The 20,169-nt window shown below is 40.9% G+C and carries 17 protein-coding genes; 9 read left to right on the plus strand and 8 right to left on the minus strand.

Annotated features, from left to right (window positions below):
- The first annotated feature begins 9 nt into the window (after positions 1–9).
- Both gldM and gldN read left to right on the plus strand, forming a co-directional pair.
- Positions 10–1,542, plus strand: coding sequence for a type IX secretion system protein PorM/GldM (gene gldM, locus ACTHN6_RS03080; protein ID WP_440434244.1), 1,533 nt, complete (start codon positions 10–12; stop codon positions 1,540–1,542).
- Positions 1,543–1,569: 27 nt separating this feature from the next.
- A complete protein-coding gene (gldN, locus tag ACTHN6_RS03085) occupies positions 1,570–2,640 on the plus strand; it encodes a type IX secretion system protein PorN/GldN (RefSeq protein ID WP_440434245.1) in 1,071 nt (356 codons plus the stop codon).
- 123 nt (positions 2,641–2,763) lie between these two features.
- Here gldN and uvrC read toward each other — a convergent pair whose 3' ends face one another.
- The 7 genes from uvrC to ACTHN6_RS03120 form a co-directional block, all read right to left on the minus strand.
- Positions 2,764–4,560 (minus strand): excinuclease ABC subunit UvrC, encoded by a 1,797-nt coding sequence (gene uvrC, locus ACTHN6_RS03090; protein WP_440434246.1) that lies wholly within the window; start codon positions 4,558–4,560, stop codon positions 2,764–2,766.
- A 105-nt stretch (positions 4,561–4,665) separates the two neighbouring features.
- Positions 4,666–6,159, minus strand: coding sequence for a hypothetical protein (locus tag ACTHN6_RS03095; RefSeq protein WP_440434247.1), 1,494 nt, complete (start codon positions 6,157–6,159; stop codon positions 4,666–4,668).
- Between the two features lie 23 nt (positions 6,160–6,182).
- On the minus strand, positions 6,183–6,758 hold the full coding sequence (locus ACTHN6_RS03100) for an RNA polymerase sigma factor (RefSeq protein WP_440434248.1): 576 nt from the start codon (positions 6,756–6,758) through the stop codon (positions 6,183–6,185).
- A 291-nt stretch (positions 6,759–7,049) separates the two neighbouring features.
- Positions 7,050–8,861, minus strand: a complete 1,812-nt coding sequence (locus ACTHN6_RS03105; protein ID WP_440434249.1) for an ABC transporter ATP-binding protein — start codon at positions 8,859–8,861, stop codon at positions 7,050–7,052.
- A 249-nt stretch (positions 8,862–9,110) separates the two neighbouring features.
- Entirely contained in the window at positions 9,111–9,698 is a 588-nt protein-coding gene (locus tag ACTHN6_RS03110) for a hypothetical protein (protein WP_440434250.1), read from the minus strand.
- A 282-nt stretch (positions 9,699–9,980) separates the two neighbouring features.
- Positions 9,981–12,371 carry an endopeptidase La gene (lon, locus tag ACTHN6_RS03115; RefSeq protein ID WP_440434251.1) on the minus strand — a complete coding sequence of 797 codons (2,391 nt, stop codon included), beginning with the start codon at positions 12,369–12,371 and terminating at the stop codon, positions 9,981–9,983.
- Between the two features lie 168 nt (positions 12,372–12,539).
- The gene (locus tag ACTHN6_RS03120; protein ID WP_440434252.1) at positions 12,540–13,733 is read right to left on the minus strand and encodes a thiolase family protein; all 1,194 of its coding nucleotides are present in this window, start codon (positions 13,731–13,733) and stop codon (positions 12,540–12,542) included.
- Between the two features lie 129 nt (positions 13,734–13,862).
- Here ACTHN6_RS03120 and ACTHN6_RS03125 point away from each other — a divergent pair, with 129 nt between their 5' ends.
- From ACTHN6_RS03125 to ACTHN6_RS03155, 7 genes are all read left to right on the plus strand, one after another.
- Positions 13,863–14,372 (plus strand): DUF4968 domain-containing protein, encoded by a 510-nt coding sequence (locus ACTHN6_RS03125; RefSeq protein ID WP_440434253.1) that lies wholly within the window; start codon positions 13,863–13,865, stop codon positions 14,370–14,372.
- A gap of 227 nt (positions 14,373–14,599) precedes the next feature.
- On the plus strand, positions 14,600–15,676 hold the full coding sequence (rlmN, locus tag ACTHN6_RS03130) for a 23S rRNA (adenine(2503)-C(2))-methyltransferase RlmN (protein ID WP_440434254.1): 1,077 nt from the start codon (positions 14,600–14,602) through the stop codon (positions 15,674–15,676).
- A gap of 165 nt (positions 15,677–15,841) precedes the next feature.
- Entirely contained in the window at positions 15,842–16,564 is a 723-nt protein-coding gene (locus ACTHN6_RS03135; protein WP_440434255.1) for a YebC/PmpR family DNA-binding transcriptional regulator, read from the plus strand.
- A 111-nt stretch (positions 16,565–16,675) separates the two neighbouring features.
- The gene (gene dapA / locus ACTHN6_RS03140; protein ID WP_440434256.1) at positions 16,676–17,563 is read left to right on the plus strand and encodes a 4-hydroxy-tetrahydrodipicolinate synthase; all 888 of its coding nucleotides are present in this window, start codon (positions 16,676–16,678) and stop codon (positions 17,561–17,563) included.
- Between the two features lie 97 nt (positions 17,564–17,660).
- Positions 17,661–18,356 carry a toll/interleukin-1 receptor domain-containing protein gene (locus ACTHN6_RS03145; protein ID WP_440434257.1) on the plus strand — a complete coding sequence of 232 codons (696 nt, stop codon included), beginning with the start codon at positions 17,661–17,663 and terminating at the stop codon, positions 18,354–18,356.
- A 95-nt stretch (positions 18,357–18,451) separates the two neighbouring features.
- Positions 18,452–18,700, plus strand: coding sequence for a DUF4342 domain-containing protein (locus ACTHN6_RS03150; protein ID WP_440434258.1), 249 nt, complete (start codon positions 18,452–18,454; stop codon positions 18,698–18,700).
- A gap of 136 nt (positions 18,701–18,836) precedes the next feature.
- Positions 18,837–19,523, plus strand: coding sequence for a Type 1 glutamine amidotransferase-like domain-containing protein (locus ACTHN6_RS03155; RefSeq protein ID WP_440434259.1), 687 nt, complete (start codon positions 18,837–18,839; stop codon positions 19,521–19,523).
- Between the two features lie 20 nt (positions 19,524–19,543).
- Here ACTHN6_RS03155 and ACTHN6_RS03160 read toward each other — a convergent pair whose 3' ends face one another.
- Positions 19,544–20,146 (minus strand): 7-carboxy-7-deazaguanine synthase QueE, encoded by a 603-nt coding sequence (locus tag ACTHN6_RS03160; protein WP_440434353.1) that lies wholly within the window; start codon positions 20,144–20,146, stop codon positions 19,544–19,546.
- Positions 20,147–20,169 lie beyond the last annotated feature (23 nt).

Genomic DNA, 20,169 nt, shown 5'->3' on the forward strand with positions numbered 1-20,169 from the left:
TGATTTTTTATGGCATTACCTAAAGAGCCACGGCAAAAAATGATCAACCTGATGTACATCGTGCTCACAGCATTGCTGGCGCTAAATGTATCGGCTGAGATTTTGAATGCCTTTAAAACAGTTGACCATAGCTTAACGGCTGCAAGTGCAACAATAGAGCAAAAAAACAGGAACATATTTGCAGCCTTTAATGAAGCTTTAAAGGATGCAAGTACAAAAGACCGCGCAGCAGAATGGCTACCACTGGCGAAGCAGGCTCAGACCCGCTCAGAGGGCGTTATAGCTTATATCAGGAGCCTGAAAGAAAGAGTGTTGCAGGCAGCAGAATGGAACCCGGAAGACAGTACTTTTAAAGAAGATGATTTGGAAGCAGCTACAAGGGTAATGACGGATCCCGGAAAGGCTGGCGATTCATTGCATATTGAGTTGGGTAAATTAAGGTCTGATTTATTGAGCATGATTAAAGACCCCGATGCCAGGAAAACATTTGAGGCCTCATTGCCTATTGATACCACTATCTTTAAAACAAACAATAAGGCCAACCAGAAAGATTGGTCTGCCTCTTATTTTTATATGACACCGGCGGTTGCTGCCAGAACCATTCTCAGCAAATTTGAGAATGACGTTAAGAACAGTGAAGCTATGATAGTGGATTATTTTTACCAGCAGGTTGGTGCTGTAAAACAGGTTTTCAATACCTACCAGCCGCTGGTTGGACAAAGCTCAAGTTATGCTATGCCCGGACAGGAAATAACGCTTACGGCAGGTATTGGCGCCTATAATGCAGATGCTAAACCTACTGTAACAATTGATGGTGTTACTGCTCCTTTAAATGCAAATGGTGTTGCCGAATATAAATTTACGGCAGGTGGAGCAGGCTCTTACACAAAGCATGTCGTAATTTCTTATTTTAACCAGGCCACAGGCAAACAGGAGCAGGCAGCTTATGATATACCCATTACGGTTGGCTCTCCAACAGGCGCCAGCGTTAGTGCAGATGCAGTAAAAGTTTTTTATGTTGGCTTAGAGAATCCTATAAGCGTAAGTGGTGGCAATGTGGGTGATGAAAAAGTGCATGTGAGCATGACTAATGGCACTTTGACGAAAACAGGCGCCGGTAAATATGTTGTTCGTCCCGGCCGGGCCGGCACACCTGCGGTTGTAACCGTTAATGCAGATGGGAAAGCCAGCACCTTTGAATTTAAAGTAAAAGATGTGCCTGACCCAGTTGGTAAGGTAGGAATAAATAAGGGCGGACGCATGCGCGTAAATGATTTTAAAGCACAACCTGGTGTTCGTGCAGATTTGGAAAACTTTGTATTTGAAGGTGTGAAATTTAATGTTACAGGATATACAATTGTTTTAACCGGAGCCGGGTTCCCGCAGTTGCAGTTCAGGGATGTAAAGGGCGCAAGTTTTTCTTCCATACAAGATCTTATTGAGAAATGCAGGCCGGGATCAACTGTTACGATTGATAACATTGCCGCTGCAGGCCCGGGCGGAACGAGAATATTGCCGCCTATTGTGTTTAATTTATATTAATAAAGATTTTATATTAATAAAGATATTATGAAGCGTATTGCAGTTATATTGTTGTTGGCGTTTACGCTTTGTGCAGCTAATTATGCTGATGCACAAAGGCCGGTTCAACGCAGGAATAATTATGGTGCTCCGCAGCAGCAAACGAATCAGCAGAATAATCCTGATCCGGATACCAGTATAAACGGGAATAATCAAACTCCCTCCAATTATGGCAATCCTGATAACAATGCCGGTGTTGGTATCGACACTACATTACCTATGGAGGTTATACAAAGCACCAATAACGGATTGATGGATAGTACCAAGATGTCCTTGCGTACGGATGGCATTTTTGAGAAAAACCTTATCCGGGAAAGAATACCGCTTGCTTATGAGAATATAAGGGAAGATGATGCTGTTTATGTGGTAAGGGTTTGGCGTGAAATTGATGCAAGGGAAAAAATGAACCAGACATTCCGGTATGCAGGCGTTGAAGATAATGGCAGCCAACGTTTTATTTCTATTCTTTTAAAAGCTATAAAAGATGGTACCGTAACTGCATTTAGTGCAGATGACGACAGGTTTACAACACCCATTACAGCAGATGATGCCATCAATGCTTTTGGCGGCGGTTCTGATACAGTAAAAGTTTATGATGATGATGGTAACGTTAAAGGCTACCAGGTACGTGCAAAGGCAACCGATCCCGATTCTATTTATAAATTCCGGCTGAAAGAAGAATGGGTGTTTGATAAAGAAAGCAGTAAGTTATATGTAAGGATTATTGGAATTGCTCCTGTAATCCCCTACAAGCTTTCAACCGGTGATATAATTGCCAACAGTGACAGGCCGGTTTGGTGGGTTTACTATCCCGATCTCAGGCCAATACTTGCCAAGTATAACGTGTATAATGCTAAGAATATGAGTGCAGGCATGACATGGGAAGAATTGTTTGAAAGCAGGTTGTTCACCAGTTATATTGTTCAATCTACTATTGATAATCCCTATAACCTGCCTTTATCTGCTGTATATCCAAACAATACTTTGTTCAGGTTATTGCAGGGCGAAAAAATTAAGGATAAAATATTTAACTACGAACAATCGCTTTGGAGTTACTAATAAAATAAATTAAATCTTATTATAAAAAAATTTGATAAAAGAGAAAGTTGTTACATACATTTGTAACGGTTTTTCATAGGATATTGGATTTTAAACCGGGGCCGGATTTTCATCCGGCCCCCTTTAATTAAAATAAGCTTTAATAATTTCTGCTTTCGATTTGCCCACGGCGTTTTGCAATTCATCAAACGATGCTTCTTTTATTTTCTTTACTGATTTAAATTGCTGTAGCAGCAATGTTGCTGTTTTTTCACCGATGCCTTCAATGTTTTCCAGTTCATTTTTAAAGGTTCCTTTTGAACGTTTGTTGCGATGAAATGTAATACCAAAGCGGTGCACTTCATCACGAATTCTTCTGATAAGATTAAGGCCTTCACTATTCCATGAAAGTTTTATAGATTCTGTATCGCCGGGGAAAAAGATCTCTTCTTCATTTTTAGCAAGTCCCACTACAGTAAGTTTTCCTTCAAGGTTTAATTCGTGAATGCTTTCCATAGCGGCGCTTAACTGTCCTTTGCCACCATCAATAATAACCAGTTGCGGTAAGGGCTGCTCTTCATTTACCAAACGTTTATATCTTCTTAAAACAACCTCTTTCATGGTTGCAAAGTCATTAATGCCTGTTACTGTTTTTACATTAAAATGCCTGTAATCTTTTTTACTTGGCAACCCGTTTTTAAAACAAACCATTGCAGATACAGGATAACTTCCCTGGAAGTTGGAATTATCAAAGCATTCAATGTGTGCAGGCAATTCTTTTAAGCCAAGGCCTTGCTGCAGCTCGAGCAAAACTTTATGCTGTGCTTCATTGCTTTGTTCGAGGTGCAACGTTTTTTGCCTTCTCAATTCCTGCCTGAAATATTGAACATTTGTTTGCGACAGTTCAATAAGTTTAAGTTTATCACCACCTTTAGGCACTGTTATAATCGTATCTTCTTCAGGATAATCAATTGCAAACGGAATCACTATTTCAGCCGCTGTACTGTTGAAGTTTTCTCTTAACTGGGCAATGGCAAAAACCAAAATATCGCTTTCTGTTTCTTCAAGCCTTGTTTGTAATTCTACCGTATGTGTTTGAATAATTGTTCCGTTCTGAACCATCAGGTAATTTACAAAGGCAACGTCTGCTTCTTTAACTATGCTGAACACATCCACATTGGTTAAATGCCTGCTTACTACAACAGAGCGTGCCTGGTATTTTTCAAGATGGTCAATTTTCTTACGGATCATTTCGGCTTTTTCAAAATCAAGGTTAGCCGAATATTCATTCATAATGGTTTTGTATTTTGAAATTACAGGCGCCATATTTCCCTTAAGTAACTGGCGCACCTGCATAAGGCTTTCGGTATAATCTTCCTGCGATTGCAATCCCTCACAAGGCCCTTTGCAATTGCCTAAATGATACTCCAGGCAAACTTTAAATTTTTTTCTTTCTATATTTTGTTGGGTAAGATTAAGCTTGCAGGTACGCAACGGAATGTATTGCCGTATAAAGCTTATAAGTTCTCTTACCTTGCCTGCTGAAGTAAACGGCCCCAAATATTCAGAACCATCGTTTATCTTTTTTCTTGTAAGAAAGATGCGGGGAAAAGGTTCTTTTTTTATAATGATATAAGGGTAAGATTTATCATCTTTTAAGTTGATATTAAATCTTGGCTGAAATTCTTTTATCAGTGAGTTCTCCAGCAAAAAAGCATCCTGCTCGGAATGAACAATTGTAAATTCTATACGATGAATACGGTTTACAAGTTCATGCGTTTTATAACTGGTAAATGTTTTATTGAAATAAGAGCTTACCCTTTTTCTTATATTTTTTGCTTTCCCCACATACAGTAATTCATTATCGTTGCCGAAGTATTTATAAATACCCGGCTTGTTGGGGAGTGACGATGAAATTGCCTGAAATGCTTTTGCATCCATAGTTTGCAAAAGTAATTCACTCAATAAAGAATAATGCAACAGGCATTGTTAAGGCTTGAATGCAATTAAGTATATTAAGAATTTTGACGGGGAAATCGCAGGTAACTATTTAAGTTGTTTCACAACACCAATCTTCACACCATAGTTAAGCAGGTATTCCTTGTTAGGATATTTGTCAACAAGGGAAGGCAACATTTGATAACGCAACTGAGGTCCAATTTGCCAGCGGTAACTGCCGGTAGTATAGCCGAGAAATGTTTCAAGGTTGGCATTTACATTCCAGTTACGCACATAAGGAGACCCGTCAGTATAATTTTTATAATTGGAAGAAATTATAAGCGGTTGTTTATCGAAAGTATAGGTTGGCTGAACAGCAGTTCCCAAGCCCCAGCTAAACCTGCCGCGGTTCAAAATATTCCATTCTATACCTACAGGCATTGATAATTGGAAATAACGGTTTTTAATAGTAAGCGGCCTGGTGCCTGATACACTTCTTAAGCTGGATACCGTATTAACCGTACTGGAATATGCGCCTTCATCCAATACAACGGCCGCAGGTTCATCTTTATAGGAGAATGCGTTTATCTTATACTGGCTTATATTAAACTGAAAGCCTCCTGTGAGTGTAAATTTATTATTCAGCTTATAACCAAGGCCTAACCCTGTTTCATAACCAAGAGCGGGGCTATGGTTAATAGCAATCGAAGGATCAATGCGAAGATCAGACTGTAAAGAAGCGCTTGAACTTTGCTTAACGGGCTCCCTGTTTTCTTTAATTCTGCGGTAGCTTACAGCAGGTGTTATGTAAAACCTGAAATCAAATTTTGATGAGCCTTTGCCAAGATCTTTTAAGGAAGGCAGCAGGTCTTTATGTTCCGGCAAAACCCTTAAATCAAGATAATCGTAATTAAAATCATTTTTGCCGGACAGGAAGAATGCAGCACCGCCTGTGGAAGCATGCAAAGGTTCTGAATTTAGTATGCCTCTTAACCTTGAAGTAACATTGAAAAAGTAATTATCAATATTCCTGAATGTAAATGAAGGCGAAGCTTCGGCTGCACCGGCGTTTACTGCAATACTGTTTCTTTCAGCAATGATTACAGGCTTTACGCTTCCCGAAGTTTCAGGCGTTGAGTAAGTATTAGTATGTTGAGGGTTGGCAACTGTAATATTGCTCCCCGTTATTTTTACCTGATCTTCAATTGCGGCCAATTGCAAAGCAATGGCATTATCAATCCTTATTTTTTCTGCAACGGTATTTATAGAGCGGGCAGTAAGCTGATCTACAGCATAGTTGTTGGCGAGTTGAGTGTTATCTTTTGCCTGATCATTTGCTTTGCTTATTTCATCCTGCGGGCTTTGCAATGAAAATGCAAAGTTTGGCGTTATGACATCAGGAGCAGGTTTATTAAGAAGCGTACCTAATACAAGCCCTGAAATTATCAGTACGGTAAAAACAGAAAGCGCAGGCCATTTTTTAGGTGTATGCACTTTGCCGCGTATGTTTTGCCAAACACGGTCAGAAGGATACATCCTGTGGCTGCTCACCTGATTTTTAAGATATTCTTCAAAATCGTCCCTATCGTTAGAGTCGTGCATTGCTCCTTTTATAATGTTCTGTATTACTTGAAAGCTGCGGTTAGAGAATAAGCTTCAGCAGGCTTTTCAATAATCTTCTTTTTAATAAGAATTGTTTCCAGCATTGTTTTGGCCCTGGTGCATTGGCTGCGGCTTGTGCTTTCTTCTATATCCAGCATTTGTGCAATTTCTTTATGGCTGTAACCCTCAATTGCATAAAGGTTTAAAACAGTTCTGTAACCAATTGGCAACAGTCTTATACATTCTACCACCTGGCGCACCATCATTAAAGAAGGAACAGTTTCTTCTTTAACCTGCACATCTGTAACATAAGCAAGATCGAGGCTTTCATTGAACTTCTTATGCTTTTTCAAAAAATTGATGCAGGTATGAACTATTATTCTTCTTATCCATCCTTCAAAAGAGCCTGAATTGCGGAAAGACTTTATTTGTGTAAACACCCTTATAAAACCTTCCTGCAGCATGTCTTCAGCATCTTCCCGTTTTTGTGCGAAACGATAACAAACCGAAAGCATTTTGGGGCTGTACCGGTTATACAACTCCCGCTGTGCAACCGGGTCATTATTTAAACAGCCGGTTAAAATAGATTGTTCGGTCATGCAGGTAATTTAATTACCCACCAAGATAGACAAATTATAAATGCAAAATGCTGCAAATCAAAAATCTTAATGCCTATCGCGATGGTTTTTAGTAAAGAATTTTTTGAATTTCTGAAAGTTGTTTGAATAGTAAGTTTCACCTGTCTCATTACCACCCATGCAATAAAGTGAGTAAGATTAAGCACGGGTAAGTTGCATTACTTCATCTGCAGATCTTTACTCTTCATTATCGTCTGATTATTGTATAAATTTTTTTATTCAACAACTATTTTCATGAAATGCTAACACAAGTTAGGCAGGCTGTTTTGAAGCAGCAAATTTTCTTTCTCCGATCTGCTGGCGCCACATGGCATAATATAAACCTTTTTCTTCCAGCAAATCATAGTGGGAGCCGGTTTCAACTATACGGCCTTTTTCAAGCACATAAATTCTGTCGGCATGCATAATGGTGCTTAGCCTGTGTGCAATTAAAACAGTTACCTGTTCTTTCATCTCCGATATCTGTTTTATGGTAGATGTTATTTCTTCTTCTGTTATTGAATCCAGTGAAGAAGTTGCCTCATCAAATATCAGCAAATGCGGTTTGCGCAATAAAGAGCGTGCAATGCTTAATCTTTGTTTTTCGCCACCACTTAATTTTAATCCGCCTTCACCAATTATGGTATTAATGCCGTTATCAGCCCGCTCCAGTAAATTCTGGCAACTGGCTTTGTAAAGCGCATCCAGTAAATCCTCATCGCCTGCACCGGGGTTTACGAATAAAAGGTTTTCTTTTATGGTACCCGCAAACAATTGCGTATCCTGTGTTACGAAACCAATTTGCTTTCTCAAATCTTCAAGTGCTATATCATTACTGTCAACACCATTATAAAACACATTGCCGGTTTGCGGGTGATATAAGCCAACCAGCATTTTTACCAGGGTGCTTTTACCGGCACCTGAAGGGCCAACAAATGCAATAGTTTCGCCCTTTTCTGCATTAAAACTTATATGGTCAAGCGCTTTGTACTGCGCTGTTTGATGTTTAAATGAAACATCTTTAAAACTCAATCTTTCAAGGTTGCCAATATGCACCGGTGAAACGGGCATTCTTTCGGCAGGCCTTTTCATTACATTATCAAAATTCATCAGTGAAGCTTCGGCTTCGCGGTAAGCCATAATAATGTTGCCAATTTCCTGTAGTGGGCCAAAGATGAAGAATGAGTAAAAGGTCAGTGTCATCACCTGGCCAGCAGTTAATTGCCCTCTGAAAACAAGCCAGGCCAACGTAAACATAATCACCTGCCGCAAAAAATTTACAAAAGTGCCTTGTATAAAACTGAGCGTTCTTATGCTTTTCACTTTGCGTAATTCAAGCCCAAGAATTTTATAAGTGTTTTTATTCAGCCGGTCAACTTCCTGGTTGGTTAAGCCAAGGCTTTTAACCAGTTCAATATTGCGCAGCGATTCTGTAGTGGAACCAGCCAGCGCATTGGTTTCTGTAACAATATTTTTTTGTATGAGTTTTATTTTCCTGCTTAAAAAACTCGTAAGCCATGCAAGTGCAGCAATGCCAAGTGTATAAATGGGCATGATAGACCAGTGCAAACTGAAAGCATAAACGCTTACGAAAATAACGCCTACAATTATTGCGAATAAAACATTGATAAATGAGATAATAAACTTTTCCGTATCGGCCCTTACTTTAGTTAAGATGGAAAGTGTTTCGCCGCTGCGCTGGTCTTCAAAATCCTGGTAAGGCAGCAGCATGGAATGTTTTAATCCATCTGTAAAAATCTTTGCACCGAATTTTTGAACAATAACATTGGTAAAATAATCCTGGAAGGCTTTTGCAATTCTTGATACCATTGCCACGCCAATAAATATTCCGAGAAAGCCAACTACGCCCCATATAAACTGATCGGTGGTTCTTGTGGCGGTTTTAATAAAGTTTTTCTTCGCATCAAAGTATCCTATATCGAACGGATGCGTAAGAAATTTATCAAAGAATTTCCCGAAGAAATAGGGATCGAGCATGGAGAAGCTTTGGTTGATAGCTGCCAGCAACAGCGCTAATGCAACCAGCCATTTATATGGTTTTAAATATTGAAGTAAAATTTTCATTGAAGTAAAATTTAAAATAATCAGTTTATAAATGCACATTTAGTTGTGCAGGCATTGCGTTCTCTTTTTTTGTTTACAGATTTTGCTGCTCTCATAAACCAATATTTTTACAAATTTATTTTTAAATAAAAGTTCACAAACCGGTTTATAAATCAGGTTTATCCTTACGAAGAATTGAAATTCAAAAAGTTTGAAATTATCAGAAAAATAAGTTAGCAATCATTTACATTTTTGATAAACTGTTTTTATTTACTCTTTTAAACGCGTATCAACAGCAATCCAGTTTGTTTCCCATGTTTTACCTCCGTCGTCAGAATAAGATTGCTCAAAACGGCAGGTATCTGAATTAACCGGTGAAATAATAAACTTTACCAAAACAGCACGGCTGTTAATCGTTTCCTGATTATAAAATTCTCCGCGGCCATTAATAAATTCGCCAATGGCAGCAGTACTTAATATGCCGCTGCGTATATTAGAAAAATTAAGGCTCCATTGGTGCGCATGTGGATTGTACAAGCGCAGGCTAAGACCCTCAATGCTGCCTGCTTGCCCGCTTACTGTAAGTTCTACAACATTGGCTTTGCCATTTAAAATTTTCCGCACCACGCTTGTGCCTTTAAAGCTTACCCATTTGGCGGAATCGGTTAGAGGGTTAAGCAAAACTTTAAGATCTGTTTTCCAGGTGCCAATTTCAAAATCAAAATCATGTTGGCCATCGCGGACAACCGGTTGCTTTTTTTTATTAACAGTGCCCGGATTTGTTTGCGCTGCTGCACCCAAAAAATATATGATCATAATTAAAAAAACAAATGAACGTTTAGCATATAATTTTTTCATATAGTTTTTATTAAAAATTTTTTGCAAAAAACTGGCAGTGTCAAGCCTGTCAGGTTGAGGCGCATGTTAATTAGCGGATATGTGCTTTATGCTACTCACCATTCACTATGCGCAACTCAATTTCGGTGATTTAAGAAAATACTCAATGTTCCCCGCCTCACCCGAATCAGTCGGGCAGAACAAAACAATGTTCTATTATGAAACCTCTGAAAATTGAATATTGATTATTGTATATTTCAAAAATTAAACCTTAAGTAAAAGACATTTACCCGCAACTCATCATCATACCAATGCAATATCAAGCACCTGCTGCATGTTTTTCACATAATGAAACGTGATGCCTTTTATAAAATTGCTGTCAATTTCCTTTACATCTTTTTCATTAAGATAGCACATTAAAATTTCACGCAGGCCTGCACGTTTTGCCGCAAGCACTTTCTCTTTTATACCCCCCACAGGCAGCACCTGGCCGCGTAAGGTAATCTCACCTGTCATGGCGAGATACGGTTTTATTTTACGGCCTGTAAATGCAGATGCAAGTGAACTTAACATGGTAACGCCGGCACTGGGGCCGTCTTTCGGAACCGCGCCTTCAGGCACATGTATATGAATGTTTTTCTTGCTGAAAATAGTTGCATCAATACCATATTTTTTGGCGTTGGCCTGCAGGTAACTAAAAGCTGTTGCAGCGCTTTCCTTCATCACATTACCAAGATTACCTGTAAGCTTTAATTCGCCTTTGCCATCGCTTAAAATAGATTCAATAAAAAGAATATCGCCGCCCACATATGTCCAGGCAAGGCCCACTGCCACACCCGGCATATTGGCTGTTTTATAAATTTCATTGCTGTATTTCTGCGTGCCTAAAATCTTCTCAATATCATTTAAAGAGATGGTGGGCGAAACCCTGCCCCGCAATGAAAATTCTTTTGCCTTGTTGCGCATAATGGCCGCCAGTTGCCTGTCTAATTCACGCACACCGCTTTCCCTTGTATAGTTTTCTATAACCTTTTGTAAAACCTTATCGCTTATTTTAAGTTTGGATTTGCCTAAACCATGCGCCTCCTTTTGCTTGGGCACAAGATGGCGCTGGGCTATCTGGATCTTCTCTTCTATGGCATAACCGCTCAGGTCAATTATCTCCAAACGATCGCGTAACGCCGGCTGTATGTTTTGAACATTATTGGCGGTGGCAATGAATAAGACTTTGCTCAGATCGTATTCCAGTTCAAGATAGTTATCATAAAAAGTATTATTCTGTTCAGGATCTAAAACTTCCAGCAGAGCGGAAGATGGATCGCCGCGGAAATCAGCGCCAACTTTATCAATTTCATCCAGTACCATTAAAGGATTGGACGATTTTATCTTTCTGATGTTTTGAATAATACGGCCGGGCATAGCGCCAATATAAGTTTTGCGGTGGCCGCGTATTTCACTTTCATCATGCAAACCACCTAAACTTACCCGCACATACTTTCTGCCAATGGCATGCGCAATGCTTTTGCCCAGCGATGTTTTGCCTATACCTGGTGCGCCGGTAAAGCAAAGTATCGGGCTTTTCATATCGCCTTTTAGTTTAAGCACGGCGATATATTCAAGAATGCGCTCTTTAATTTTCTTCATGCCATAATGGTCTGCATCCAGCACTTTGGCGGCACGTTTCAGGTCGTAATTATCTTTTGTATATTCCTGCCATGGCAGGTCAAGCAATAAGTCGAGGTGATTATAAATAACAGAATAATCCGGTGTTGTAGGATGCATTCTTTCCAGCTTGGCAATGTTGCTTTTAAACATTTCTCTTGCCGCGTCACTCCACTTTTTATTCTCCGCTTTTTTCTTCATTTCGGCAATTTCCCGTTCGTTGGTATCGCCGCCCAGTTCATCTTTGATGCTTTTTAACTGCTGCTGTAAAAAATATTCGCGTTGCTGTTTATCAATCTCTGTGCGTGTTTTAGTGGTTACTTTATTTTTTAGTTCTGCAAATTGCAGTTCTTTATGTAACAATTCTATCAGCTTTTCTGCGCGAAGTGTGAGGTCATCAATTTCAAGCAGGTTTTGTTTTTCAATAACATCGCTGTTTAAATTGCTGCTTACAAAATTGATAAGAAAAGACGGGCTTTCTATATTCTTTAAAATGATCGCTGCTTCCGCCGGCATATTGGGCGAAATCTGTATTATCTGTGCCGCAAGGTCTTTAATAGATGCCAGGTGGGCATCAAAATTTTCTTCAGGCGCAACTTCGTTTTCCGCTAAAACCCGGATGGAGGCTGTATAATAAGGTTCGGTTTGGATAATGCTGGTTACGCTGAACCTCTTCTTTCCCTGGATAATAATAGTAGTGCCGCCATCGGGCATTTTTATCAGCTTCACAATTTTAGCTACGGTGCCAATTTCACACATATCCTCCGGTCCGGGTTCTTCCACGTTGGCATCTTTCTGAGAAAGCACACCAATTAACTTATCACCCTTGTAAGCTTCGTTTACGGCTTTGATACTTTTATCCCGGCCCACGGTTATCGGCAGCACAACACCCGGAAATAATACTGTATTTCTTAAGGGTAAAAGCGGAAGCGTATCTGGAACTACCAGGTTTTTATCCTGGTCGTCATTTTCGTTGATGGGTATGATGGGCAAAAAATCTGCATCTTCATCACTAAGCATAAATTTATTCATATTCCTTTCAAAGTCAGTTTGTCATTTAATAGCGCTAAAAAAGCGAAGGTAGATACGTTCAATTAAAATGCCACAACCAGAATTGGCGTTTAATGGCATTAATTTAAGACAAACTTGTAGAAATTTGAAAGCCCCGGGCTGAAATTATGTATGTAAAAAACAAAATACTTACAATCCTTCATAAATAATGGCAGCGCCCTGGCCCACGCCTACGCACATAGTTGCCAAGCCATATTTCAGATTTTGTCTTTTCATTTCGTGCAATAAAGTGGCAGAAATGCGGGAGCCGCTGCAGCCCAGCGGGTGGCCAACGGCGATGGATCCGCCATTTACATTTACTTTATTGATATCTAATTCCAGCTCATTGATACAGGCCAGTGATTGGGCTGCAAAAGCTTCATTCAGTTCAATCAAATCCAGGTCAGCTACTTTGAGATCGGCTCTTATTAAGGCTTTTTGCGTAGCGGGCACCGGGCCAATACCCATGATAGACGGATCAACACCGGCAACACCCATGCTTACAACTTTGGCTAATGGTTCAAGGTTAAAGAGTTTCAGCGCTTCTTCGCTTGCCAGCAGTAAAGCGGCAGCGCCATCATTAATACCGGATGAATTGCCCGCCGTTACTGACCCGTCTTTAGCAAATGCAGGTTTTAATGCCGCCAGTTTTTCAAGCGATGTTTTGCGTGGATGTTCATCCTGCGAAAACCAGGTTATCAATTTATCGGCAATCATTTCTACCGCCACAATTTCATCTTCCCATTTATTTTCTTCCAGAGCCTTAAAATATTTTTCCTGCGAATGCAGGGCAAATTCATCCTGTGCTTCGCGGTTTATTTTAAACTGGTAAGCAACATTCTCCGCAGTTTCGCCCATGGAATAAGGCGGGTATAATTTTGCCAGTTGCTTATTGGTGAACCGCCAGCCAATGGTAGAATCATGCATCTCCTGCTTACGCTGAAAAGCGCCTTCGGCCTTAGCCATCACAAACGGCGCCCTGCTCATGCTTTCCACGCCGCCGGCAATGTACAGCATGCCCTCGCCGCACATAATGGCCCGTGCCGCATGCATAATAGAATCAAGGCCACTGGCGCATAAACGGTTTACGGTGCAGCCTGCTACGGTAACCGGCAAACCTGCCAGCAGCGCTGCCATTCTTGCCACATTGCGGTTATCTTCACCGGCCTGGTTGGCATCACCGGCAATTACATCTTCTATATCCCGCGGGTCAACCGGGTTGCGGTTGAGTAAAGCCGTTATAACATGCGCCAGTAAATCGTCCGGGCGAATGGAGCTTAGCCTGCCGCCATACTTGCCTATAGGTGTTCTTACTGCATCAACTATATAACAATCGTTCATCATGATTTAATAAGGCGGCAAATATACTTTGCTTTTATGCTTTTGCCTGTTGCAAAAAAGTACAGGCATTTGATATTTTTCATTTGTTGAACTGATTTACTTTTACCTGAATTGATCATTTAATTTTTATCGATGTATAAACTTGCCAGCTATTTTACCGGTGCTTGCTTATCACTTATTTTCATTTCCACAAATGCCTCTGCCCAAAAATTTACAAAAACGGATGATGGCATTATTGTTTATCCAAATCAAAATTATTCCGGTAACGTGCAGGCTGTAAAGCTGCAGGTAGTAAATGACAGGATTATAAGAGTTGCAGCCAGCGCAACAAATAATTTTCGGAACGAAAGCTTAATCATTTTAAATGATCCATCCTCACAAAAAATAAATTTTACAGTTGATGATTCGAATGATGTTGTTCAGCTTAAAACCAATGCGCTTATCGCCTCCATCAATAAACAAACCGGCGCTGTTGCATTTTATGATCTTAATGGAAAAACCATTTTGCAGGAAAAGCAAAACGATAGCAGAAGCCTTGTGCCTGCTGTGTTTGACGGCGAACCTTTTTATAACACCAGGCAAAGTAAATGTGAAGATGAACTGATAAGGAATCTCTTACCAGTTCATTATATAAACCGATAGCCTCCGCTATCAAATAAACTGCAGCTAAAAAGACCGGATGGCAAGAACATTATGCCGGTAATAATTGTATTTAGACACAGGGGTCTGAAACAGCATTTAACAAGCACTTCTAAAATTTAACAGTACCACAGTAAAGCCTGACAATTGTTTTGCTTGAGAGAACAAAAAGCGTAATTCCTTTGCCGCCAATTTTATCTTTTTGTATGATGGTATTGTAAATTTAGCTATTGCCTTCAGCTTATCTTTGCAAAATGCTTTCTGCACAGCAAAACAACATCAGGAATTTAAGTTTAAGCGAACTCGTAAATTATTTTGCCGAAATGGATGAAAAGAAGTTTCGTGCAAAACAGGTATATGAATGGCTGTGGCAGAAACATGCCGGCAGCTTTGATGCCATGACAAACATCAGCAAAGATTTGCGCAATAAGCTGGCTGATCATTTTTCCTTGCCAGCACTAACCATTAATGCCACGCAATACAGTGCAGACGGAACGGTGAAAAGCCGCTTCGAAACCTTCGACCATCATTTTGTTGAAGGTGTTTTAATTCCAACGGAAGAAAGAAAAACGGCCTGTGTTTCTTCGCAGATCGGCTGCAGCTTAAGCTGCAAATTTTGCGCTACCGGCAAAATGGAGCGGGAGCGCAACTTAACCTTCGATGAAATTTTCGACCAGGTAGCGCTGATAAATGAACAAACAGAAAGGATATACAACAAGCGGTTAAGCAATATTGTTTTTATGGGCATGGGCGAACCATTGCTCAATTATAATAATGTGCTGAAAGCCATCGATAAAATTTCCGCAGAAGATGGCCTGGGTATGAGCCCGCGCCGCATAACGGTTTCAACTGCCGGCGTTGCGAAGATGATCAGGAAGCTGGGCGATGATAAAGTACGTTTTAAGCTGGCTTTATCGCTGCATGCGGCCAACGATAAAAAGCGCCATGAAATAATGCCGATTAACGATTCAAACAATATAAAGTCACTCATTGAAGCGCTTAATTATTTCTATAAGCAAACCAAGAATGAAGTAACGTTTGAGTATATCTTATTCAGGAATTTTAATGACTCGCAGCAGGATGCAGAAGAATTGGTAAAGATTTACAGGCAGGTGCCTGCCGACCTCGTGAATATAATTGAATATAATCCCATAGACGGCGCCGCTTTTGCCAAGCCTGATGAAGAAACAATAGGGGCTTTTATGCATTATCTTGACAGCCATCGTGTAAATGCAAGGCTGCGCCGCAGCCGCGGTAAAGATATTGATGCCGCCTGCGGGCAACTGGCGAATAAGGATAGTTTTTAGCATTTCGGGTTACAGCTTCACCAGTAATTATTTCCTTACGTTTCATTTCTTATGATAAAGTTCCCTGTTTGCACAACAGAAATTTTGCTGATATAAAAAAACTCCGCCAAAGTTTTATTTACTTTACGCCCCTTAAAGAAAAGTTCAGTTTTTATATAAAGTGTTATGGGTAGAATTTTTGAAGTTAGAAAAGCCACCATGTTTGCCCGCTGGGACAGGATGGCTAAACAGTTTACACGCATAGGAAGGGAAATTGCCATTGCCGTAAAGGCAGGCGGGCCGGATGCTGCCACGAACCCGGCATTGCGCCGCTGCATGCAGAATGCAAAGAGTGTAAACATGCCGAAAGACCGCGTGGAAGCTGCCATAAAGCGGGCCATGGGCAAGGAAATGGATAACTATGAGGAGATTTTATACGAAGGGTATGCGCCGCACGGTGTGGCATTGCTGGTAGAAACAGCAACTGATAACCATGTGCGTACAGTGGCCAACGTAAAAAGTCATTTTAATAAAGGTGGCGGCACGCTGGGCAATAATGGCAGCGTGAGTTTCCAGTTTAAGAAAATGGGCGTTTTTAAATTAAAGCCGGAAGGCCTGAATGTGGAGGAACTGGAATTGGAACTCATCGATTTTGGCCTGGAAGAAATGGGTGAAAGCACGGATGAAAACGGAAACGATATAATTGTTTTACGTTCTGCCTATACTGATTTCGGCAACCTCCAAAAGGCTTTGGAAGATAAGGGCATTACGCCTTTAAGCGCGGAGCTGGAATGGATTCCAACAACCACCGTTCCTGTTACCGAAGAACAGGCGGAAGATGTGAGTAAACTCATCGAACGCCTGGAACAGGATGATGATGTGAGTAAAGTATTTCATAATATGGGTTAGGGGGTTGACGGGTTCATCAGTTGATAAGTTGATTGGGAAAACGCCCCGGTAACTTTTTCAACCATTAACCAATCAATCTTTCTACATATCAACAATTCACAAACAAGCAACATGGCTTCTTTAAAAGATACATTAACCGGTACCGGTGTGGCGCTGGTTACTCCTTTCAAAAAAAATTTTGATATTGATTACGATGCCTTCAAAAAAATGATTGATTATGTAATTGAGGGCAATGTGGAATATATTGTTGTATTGGGTACCACCGGCGAAGCCCCCACTTTAAATACAGCAGAAAAGAAAGACATCATTAAGTTTTCTTACGATGTTGTAAAAAACCGTGTTCCTGTAGTAGTAGGTATCGGCGGCAACAATACAGCCGAACTGGTGCACGACCTGGAAACATTTCCGCTGGAAGAATCAATTGCTGTTTTAAGCGCTTCCCCGTATTACAGCAAACCATCGCAGGAAGGCATTTACCAGCATTATAAAACCCTGGCGGAAGCATCGCCTAAACCAATTCTCTTGTATAATGTGCCTGGCAGAACATCTAAAAATGTAGAAGCTGATACGATCATCAGGCTTGCCCGGGAAGTTGAAAATATTAAAGGCATTAAAGAAGCCGGCGGCGATTTTGCGCAATGCGTAAAGGTATTGCGGGATGCTCCGGAAGACTTTTTGGTGGTAAGCGGCGATGATGCTTTGGGTATGCCGCAAATTGCCTGCGGTATGCAGGGCGTTATCAGCGTTGCGGGAAATGCTTTCCCAAAAGAATTTTCTGAAATGGTAAGAAGTAGCTTAAAGCATGATTTTAAAACGGCAAAATCCATTAACGATAAACTGGCCGGTGCATATGAATTAATGTTTGCCGAAAACAATCCTGCCGGTGTAAAAGCATTTCTGGCAGAAATGGGATTGATAGAAAACTACCTGCGCCTGCCGGTGGTTCCGTTGAGCGAAAAATACCAGATGCTGGTGAAAGCATTTCTTTCTAAAGGTTGATTGGTTGAAAAGTAAGAAGGGTGTGTTTCCATTAATCAGATCGCGTCAACATTTCAGCTATAATTCAGAAATGTTAGCTTAAATTCATATACGATTTATGGCTAACTTCTTTATTTCCTACTCACGAAAAGATGCTGCGGTAGCAGACAACATCCGCAATCATATTTACAAGCTTGATGCAGGCCATGATGTTTTCCTCGATATAAAATCCATACATGTTGGCGCCAACTGGAAAACAGAATTACAGCGCAAAATAAAAAGCTGCGATTTCTTCATACTTATTCATTCCAAAAATTCAATCAATTCCCCTTACGTAAAAGAGGAGCTTAAATGGATAAGCGAATCTGAGCTAAAAAGCGGCATGCGCAAGCTGATTGTTTACCGGCTTAACTATGCCGGGATAATACCGGAAATAGCCAGCTACCAGATTCTTGACAGCACTGATAATTTCACCATAGATTTTTTCAGGCTGATGCAGGGCGTTCTTGCCGAGAATTCCTTTTACAACGTAGAATATGAGATTATGCTGGAAGATGAATACTGGTACAAAGGCAAAATATGGATTGAAGCGCCTGAACAGTTTTTAGAAAAAATACAAATGGCAGAGTACAGGTTTGATTACGGGTGGTCGCCTGATGCAAGCCTTATTACAGTTAACTGCACCAAAAGCAATCTAAAGAAGAAATTTGCCGTGGAATTTGAGACCAAATATCATTTTACCATTTTCGTTATGCTGTACCTGTGGAATACAAAAGAGCTTGCCTTTGTAAAAAAGGTCCATATAAGCCATTAAGAGTTAAGCCCGCATAGGCTTACTTCTAAAAGCTGAACATTTGTATTAATTTCATTATCGGCTAATATTATTTAATAACCTATAAAACAAATACCATGAGTTTCCAGGAATCCTTTAAAGTACATGGCGAAAACCTGCTTAAAAAAGTGAAGGAATTAATAGAAGAGGGCAACATAAGAAAGATCACCATTATTGATAAAGATGGTAAAGAGTTAATGAGCTTTCCATTAACGATTGGCGTAGTGGGCGCCCTGGTGGCGCCTGTGCTGGCGGCTATCGGCGCCGTTGCAGCATTGGTGGGCGAATGCACCATAAAGGTGGAAAGGGATGAAGCAAAAGAATAGCACATGCCCGGCTGCCGGTTGCTATTACGATCCCGCATAAAAATATGCTGATTATATTGCAGCCATTATAACTATTGCATTCGCCGGCTTAACAATATTTTCATTGGAAGGTCATGATGATAACAAACAAAAGCGTATGAAGCTGCTGCTCACTTCTGCCGGTATAAGTAATCAAAGCATCCGCAACGCACTGGCCGGCCTGCTGGGCAAGCCCATTGAAGCATCAACAGCGCTCTTTATTCCTACGGCTATTTACGGTATACCCGGCGGCGCCGAAATTATAAGAAAAGTAATTTGCGGGACTTTGGGCGACCCTTTTTGCGAAGCTGGCTGGAAATCTTTAGGGTTGCTGGAGCTTACGGCGCTGCCTACCATGAAAAGAGAACTTTGGGTGCCAGTGCTTGAGAAGACAGATGCATTGCTTGTGGGCGGTGGCGATTGCCAGTATCTCTGTTACTGGATGCAGCAATCCGGGCTGGCAGCAATGTTGCCTTCCCTGCTGCACAAAATTGTTTATGTGGGTTTAAGCGCCGGAAGTATGATTATGACACGCTTTGGAACCACTTATGGCCATCATACTTTACCAAAGAATACTGACAAGTGTTTGGGAATGGTTGATTTTGCCATACACCCGCATCTTGATCATGAACAGTTTCCCGGTAATTCTTTGACAAACCTGGAAAAATTAGCACAAACTTTACCTGTTCCGTCTTACCTGATTGATGACCAGACAGCGATTCAGGTTGTTGATGGTAATATAGAAGTGATATCCGAAGGGAATTGGAAATTGTTTATCCCGCCAATTCATGAGCAGGTATTGTAAAGAAACCGGTTGCCTGGCCCTTATGGAATGTTGAGGTATTTATGCACCTGCAGGCTTAGCTGCCACCGGGGATGTTGTTTGATATAATCTATTATTAACGGTGTTATTGCTGCGGCTTTGCTCCACTCGGGCTGCAGGTAAAGTTTACAACCTGCCGAAACCTGTGCCGCATTTTCTTCCGCCCATTTAAAGTCTGATTTATTATATACCACCACTTTCAGTTCATTGGCGGCGGCAAACACTTCCGGTAAAGGTTTTTTAAATTTTTTAGGCGAAAGGCAAATCCAGTCCCAATAGCCTGAAAGCGATGAGGAGCCGGAAGTTTCTATATTGGTTTTAAAACCTTCCTTTTTTAAGCTGAGGGTAAGCTCATCGAGGTTGTGCAGTAAAGGCTCGCCGCCGGTGATAACAAAAATGGGGCTAACTGCTGCAGGCTGAAAGCCGATTGCCGCCTTGGCTTCTGCAATAAGCTGCGCTACTGTTTTTTGCGGATGTACAGCTGCGTCCCAGCTTTCCTTTACATCGCACCAGAAGCAACCCACATCGCAGCCGCCTAAGCGGATAAAATAGGCAGCCTTTCCCTGGTGAAAGCCTTCTCCCTGTAAAGTATAAAAAGCTTCCATAACGGGCAGCGTTGCGGTATTGC

Origin of the sequence: Parafilimonas sp., from assembly GCF_051953455.1 — a bacterium.
Taxonomy (GTDB): Bacteria; Bacteroidota; Bacteroidia; order Chitinophagales; family Chitinophagaceae; genus Parafilimonas.

Excerpts from the sequence above, each read along its gene's own strand:
- ACTHN6_RS03160 (WP_440434353.1), bottom strand. The coding sequence starts at position 20,146 with ATGGAAGCTTTTTATACTTTACAGGGAGAAGGCTTTCACCAGGGAAAG.
- ACTHN6_RS03145 (WP_440434257.1), top strand. The coding sequence starts at position 17,661 with ATGGCTAACTTCTTTATTTCCTACTCACGAAAAGATGCTGCGGTAGCA.
- gldM (WP_440434244.1), top strand. The coding sequence starts at position 10 with ATGGCATTACCTAAAGAGCCACGGCAAAAAATGATCAACCTGATGTAC.
- ACTHN6_RS03135 (WP_440434255.1), top strand. The coding sequence starts at position 15,842 with ATGGGTAGAATTTTTGAAGTTAGAAAAGCCACCATGTTTGCCCGCTGG.
- ACTHN6_RS03095 (WP_440434247.1), bottom strand. The coding sequence starts at position 6,159 with ATGCACGACTCTAACGATAGGGACGATTTTGAAGAATATCTTAAAAAT.
- ACTHN6_RS03120 (WP_440434252.1), bottom strand. The coding sequence starts at position 13,733 with ATGATGAACGATTGTTATATAGTTGATGCAGTAAGAACACCTATAGGC.
- ACTHN6_RS03155 (WP_440434259.1), top strand. The coding sequence starts at position 18,837 with ATGAAGCTGCTGCTCACTTCTGCCGGTATAAGTAATCAAAGCATCCGC.
- ACTHN6_RS03100 (WP_440434248.1), bottom strand. The coding sequence starts at position 6,758 with ATGACCGAACAATCTATTTTAACCGGCTGTTTAAATAATGACCCGGTT.
- gldN (WP_440434245.1), top strand. The coding sequence starts at position 1,570 with ATGAAGCGTATTGCAGTTATATTGTTGTTGGCGTTTACGCTTTGTGCA.
- uvrC (WP_440434246.1), bottom strand. The coding sequence starts at position 4,560 with ATGGATGCAAAAGCATTTCAGGCAATTTCATCGTCACTCCCCAACAAG.
- ACTHN6_RS03105 (WP_440434249.1), bottom strand. The coding sequence starts at position 8,861 with ATGAAAATTTTACTTCAATATTTAAAACCATATAAATGGCTGGTTGCA.
- lon (WP_440434251.1), bottom strand. The coding sequence starts at position 12,371 with ATGAATAAATTTATGCTTAGTGATGAAGATGCAGATTTTTTGCCCATC.
- dapA (WP_440434256.1), top strand. The coding sequence starts at position 16,676 with ATGGCTTCTTTAAAAGATACATTAACCGGTACCGGTGTGGCGCTGGTT.
- ACTHN6_RS03110 (WP_440434250.1), bottom strand. The coding sequence starts at position 9,698 with ATGAAAAAATTATATGCTAAACGTTCATTTGTTTTTTTAATTATGATC.
- ACTHN6_RS03150 (WP_440434258.1), top strand. The coding sequence starts at position 18,452 with ATGAGTTTCCAGGAATCCTTTAAAGTACATGGCGAAAACCTGCTTAAA.
- ACTHN6_RS03125 (WP_440434253.1), top strand. The coding sequence starts at position 13,863 with ATGTATAAACTTGCCAGCTATTTTACCGGTGCTTGCTTATCACTTATT.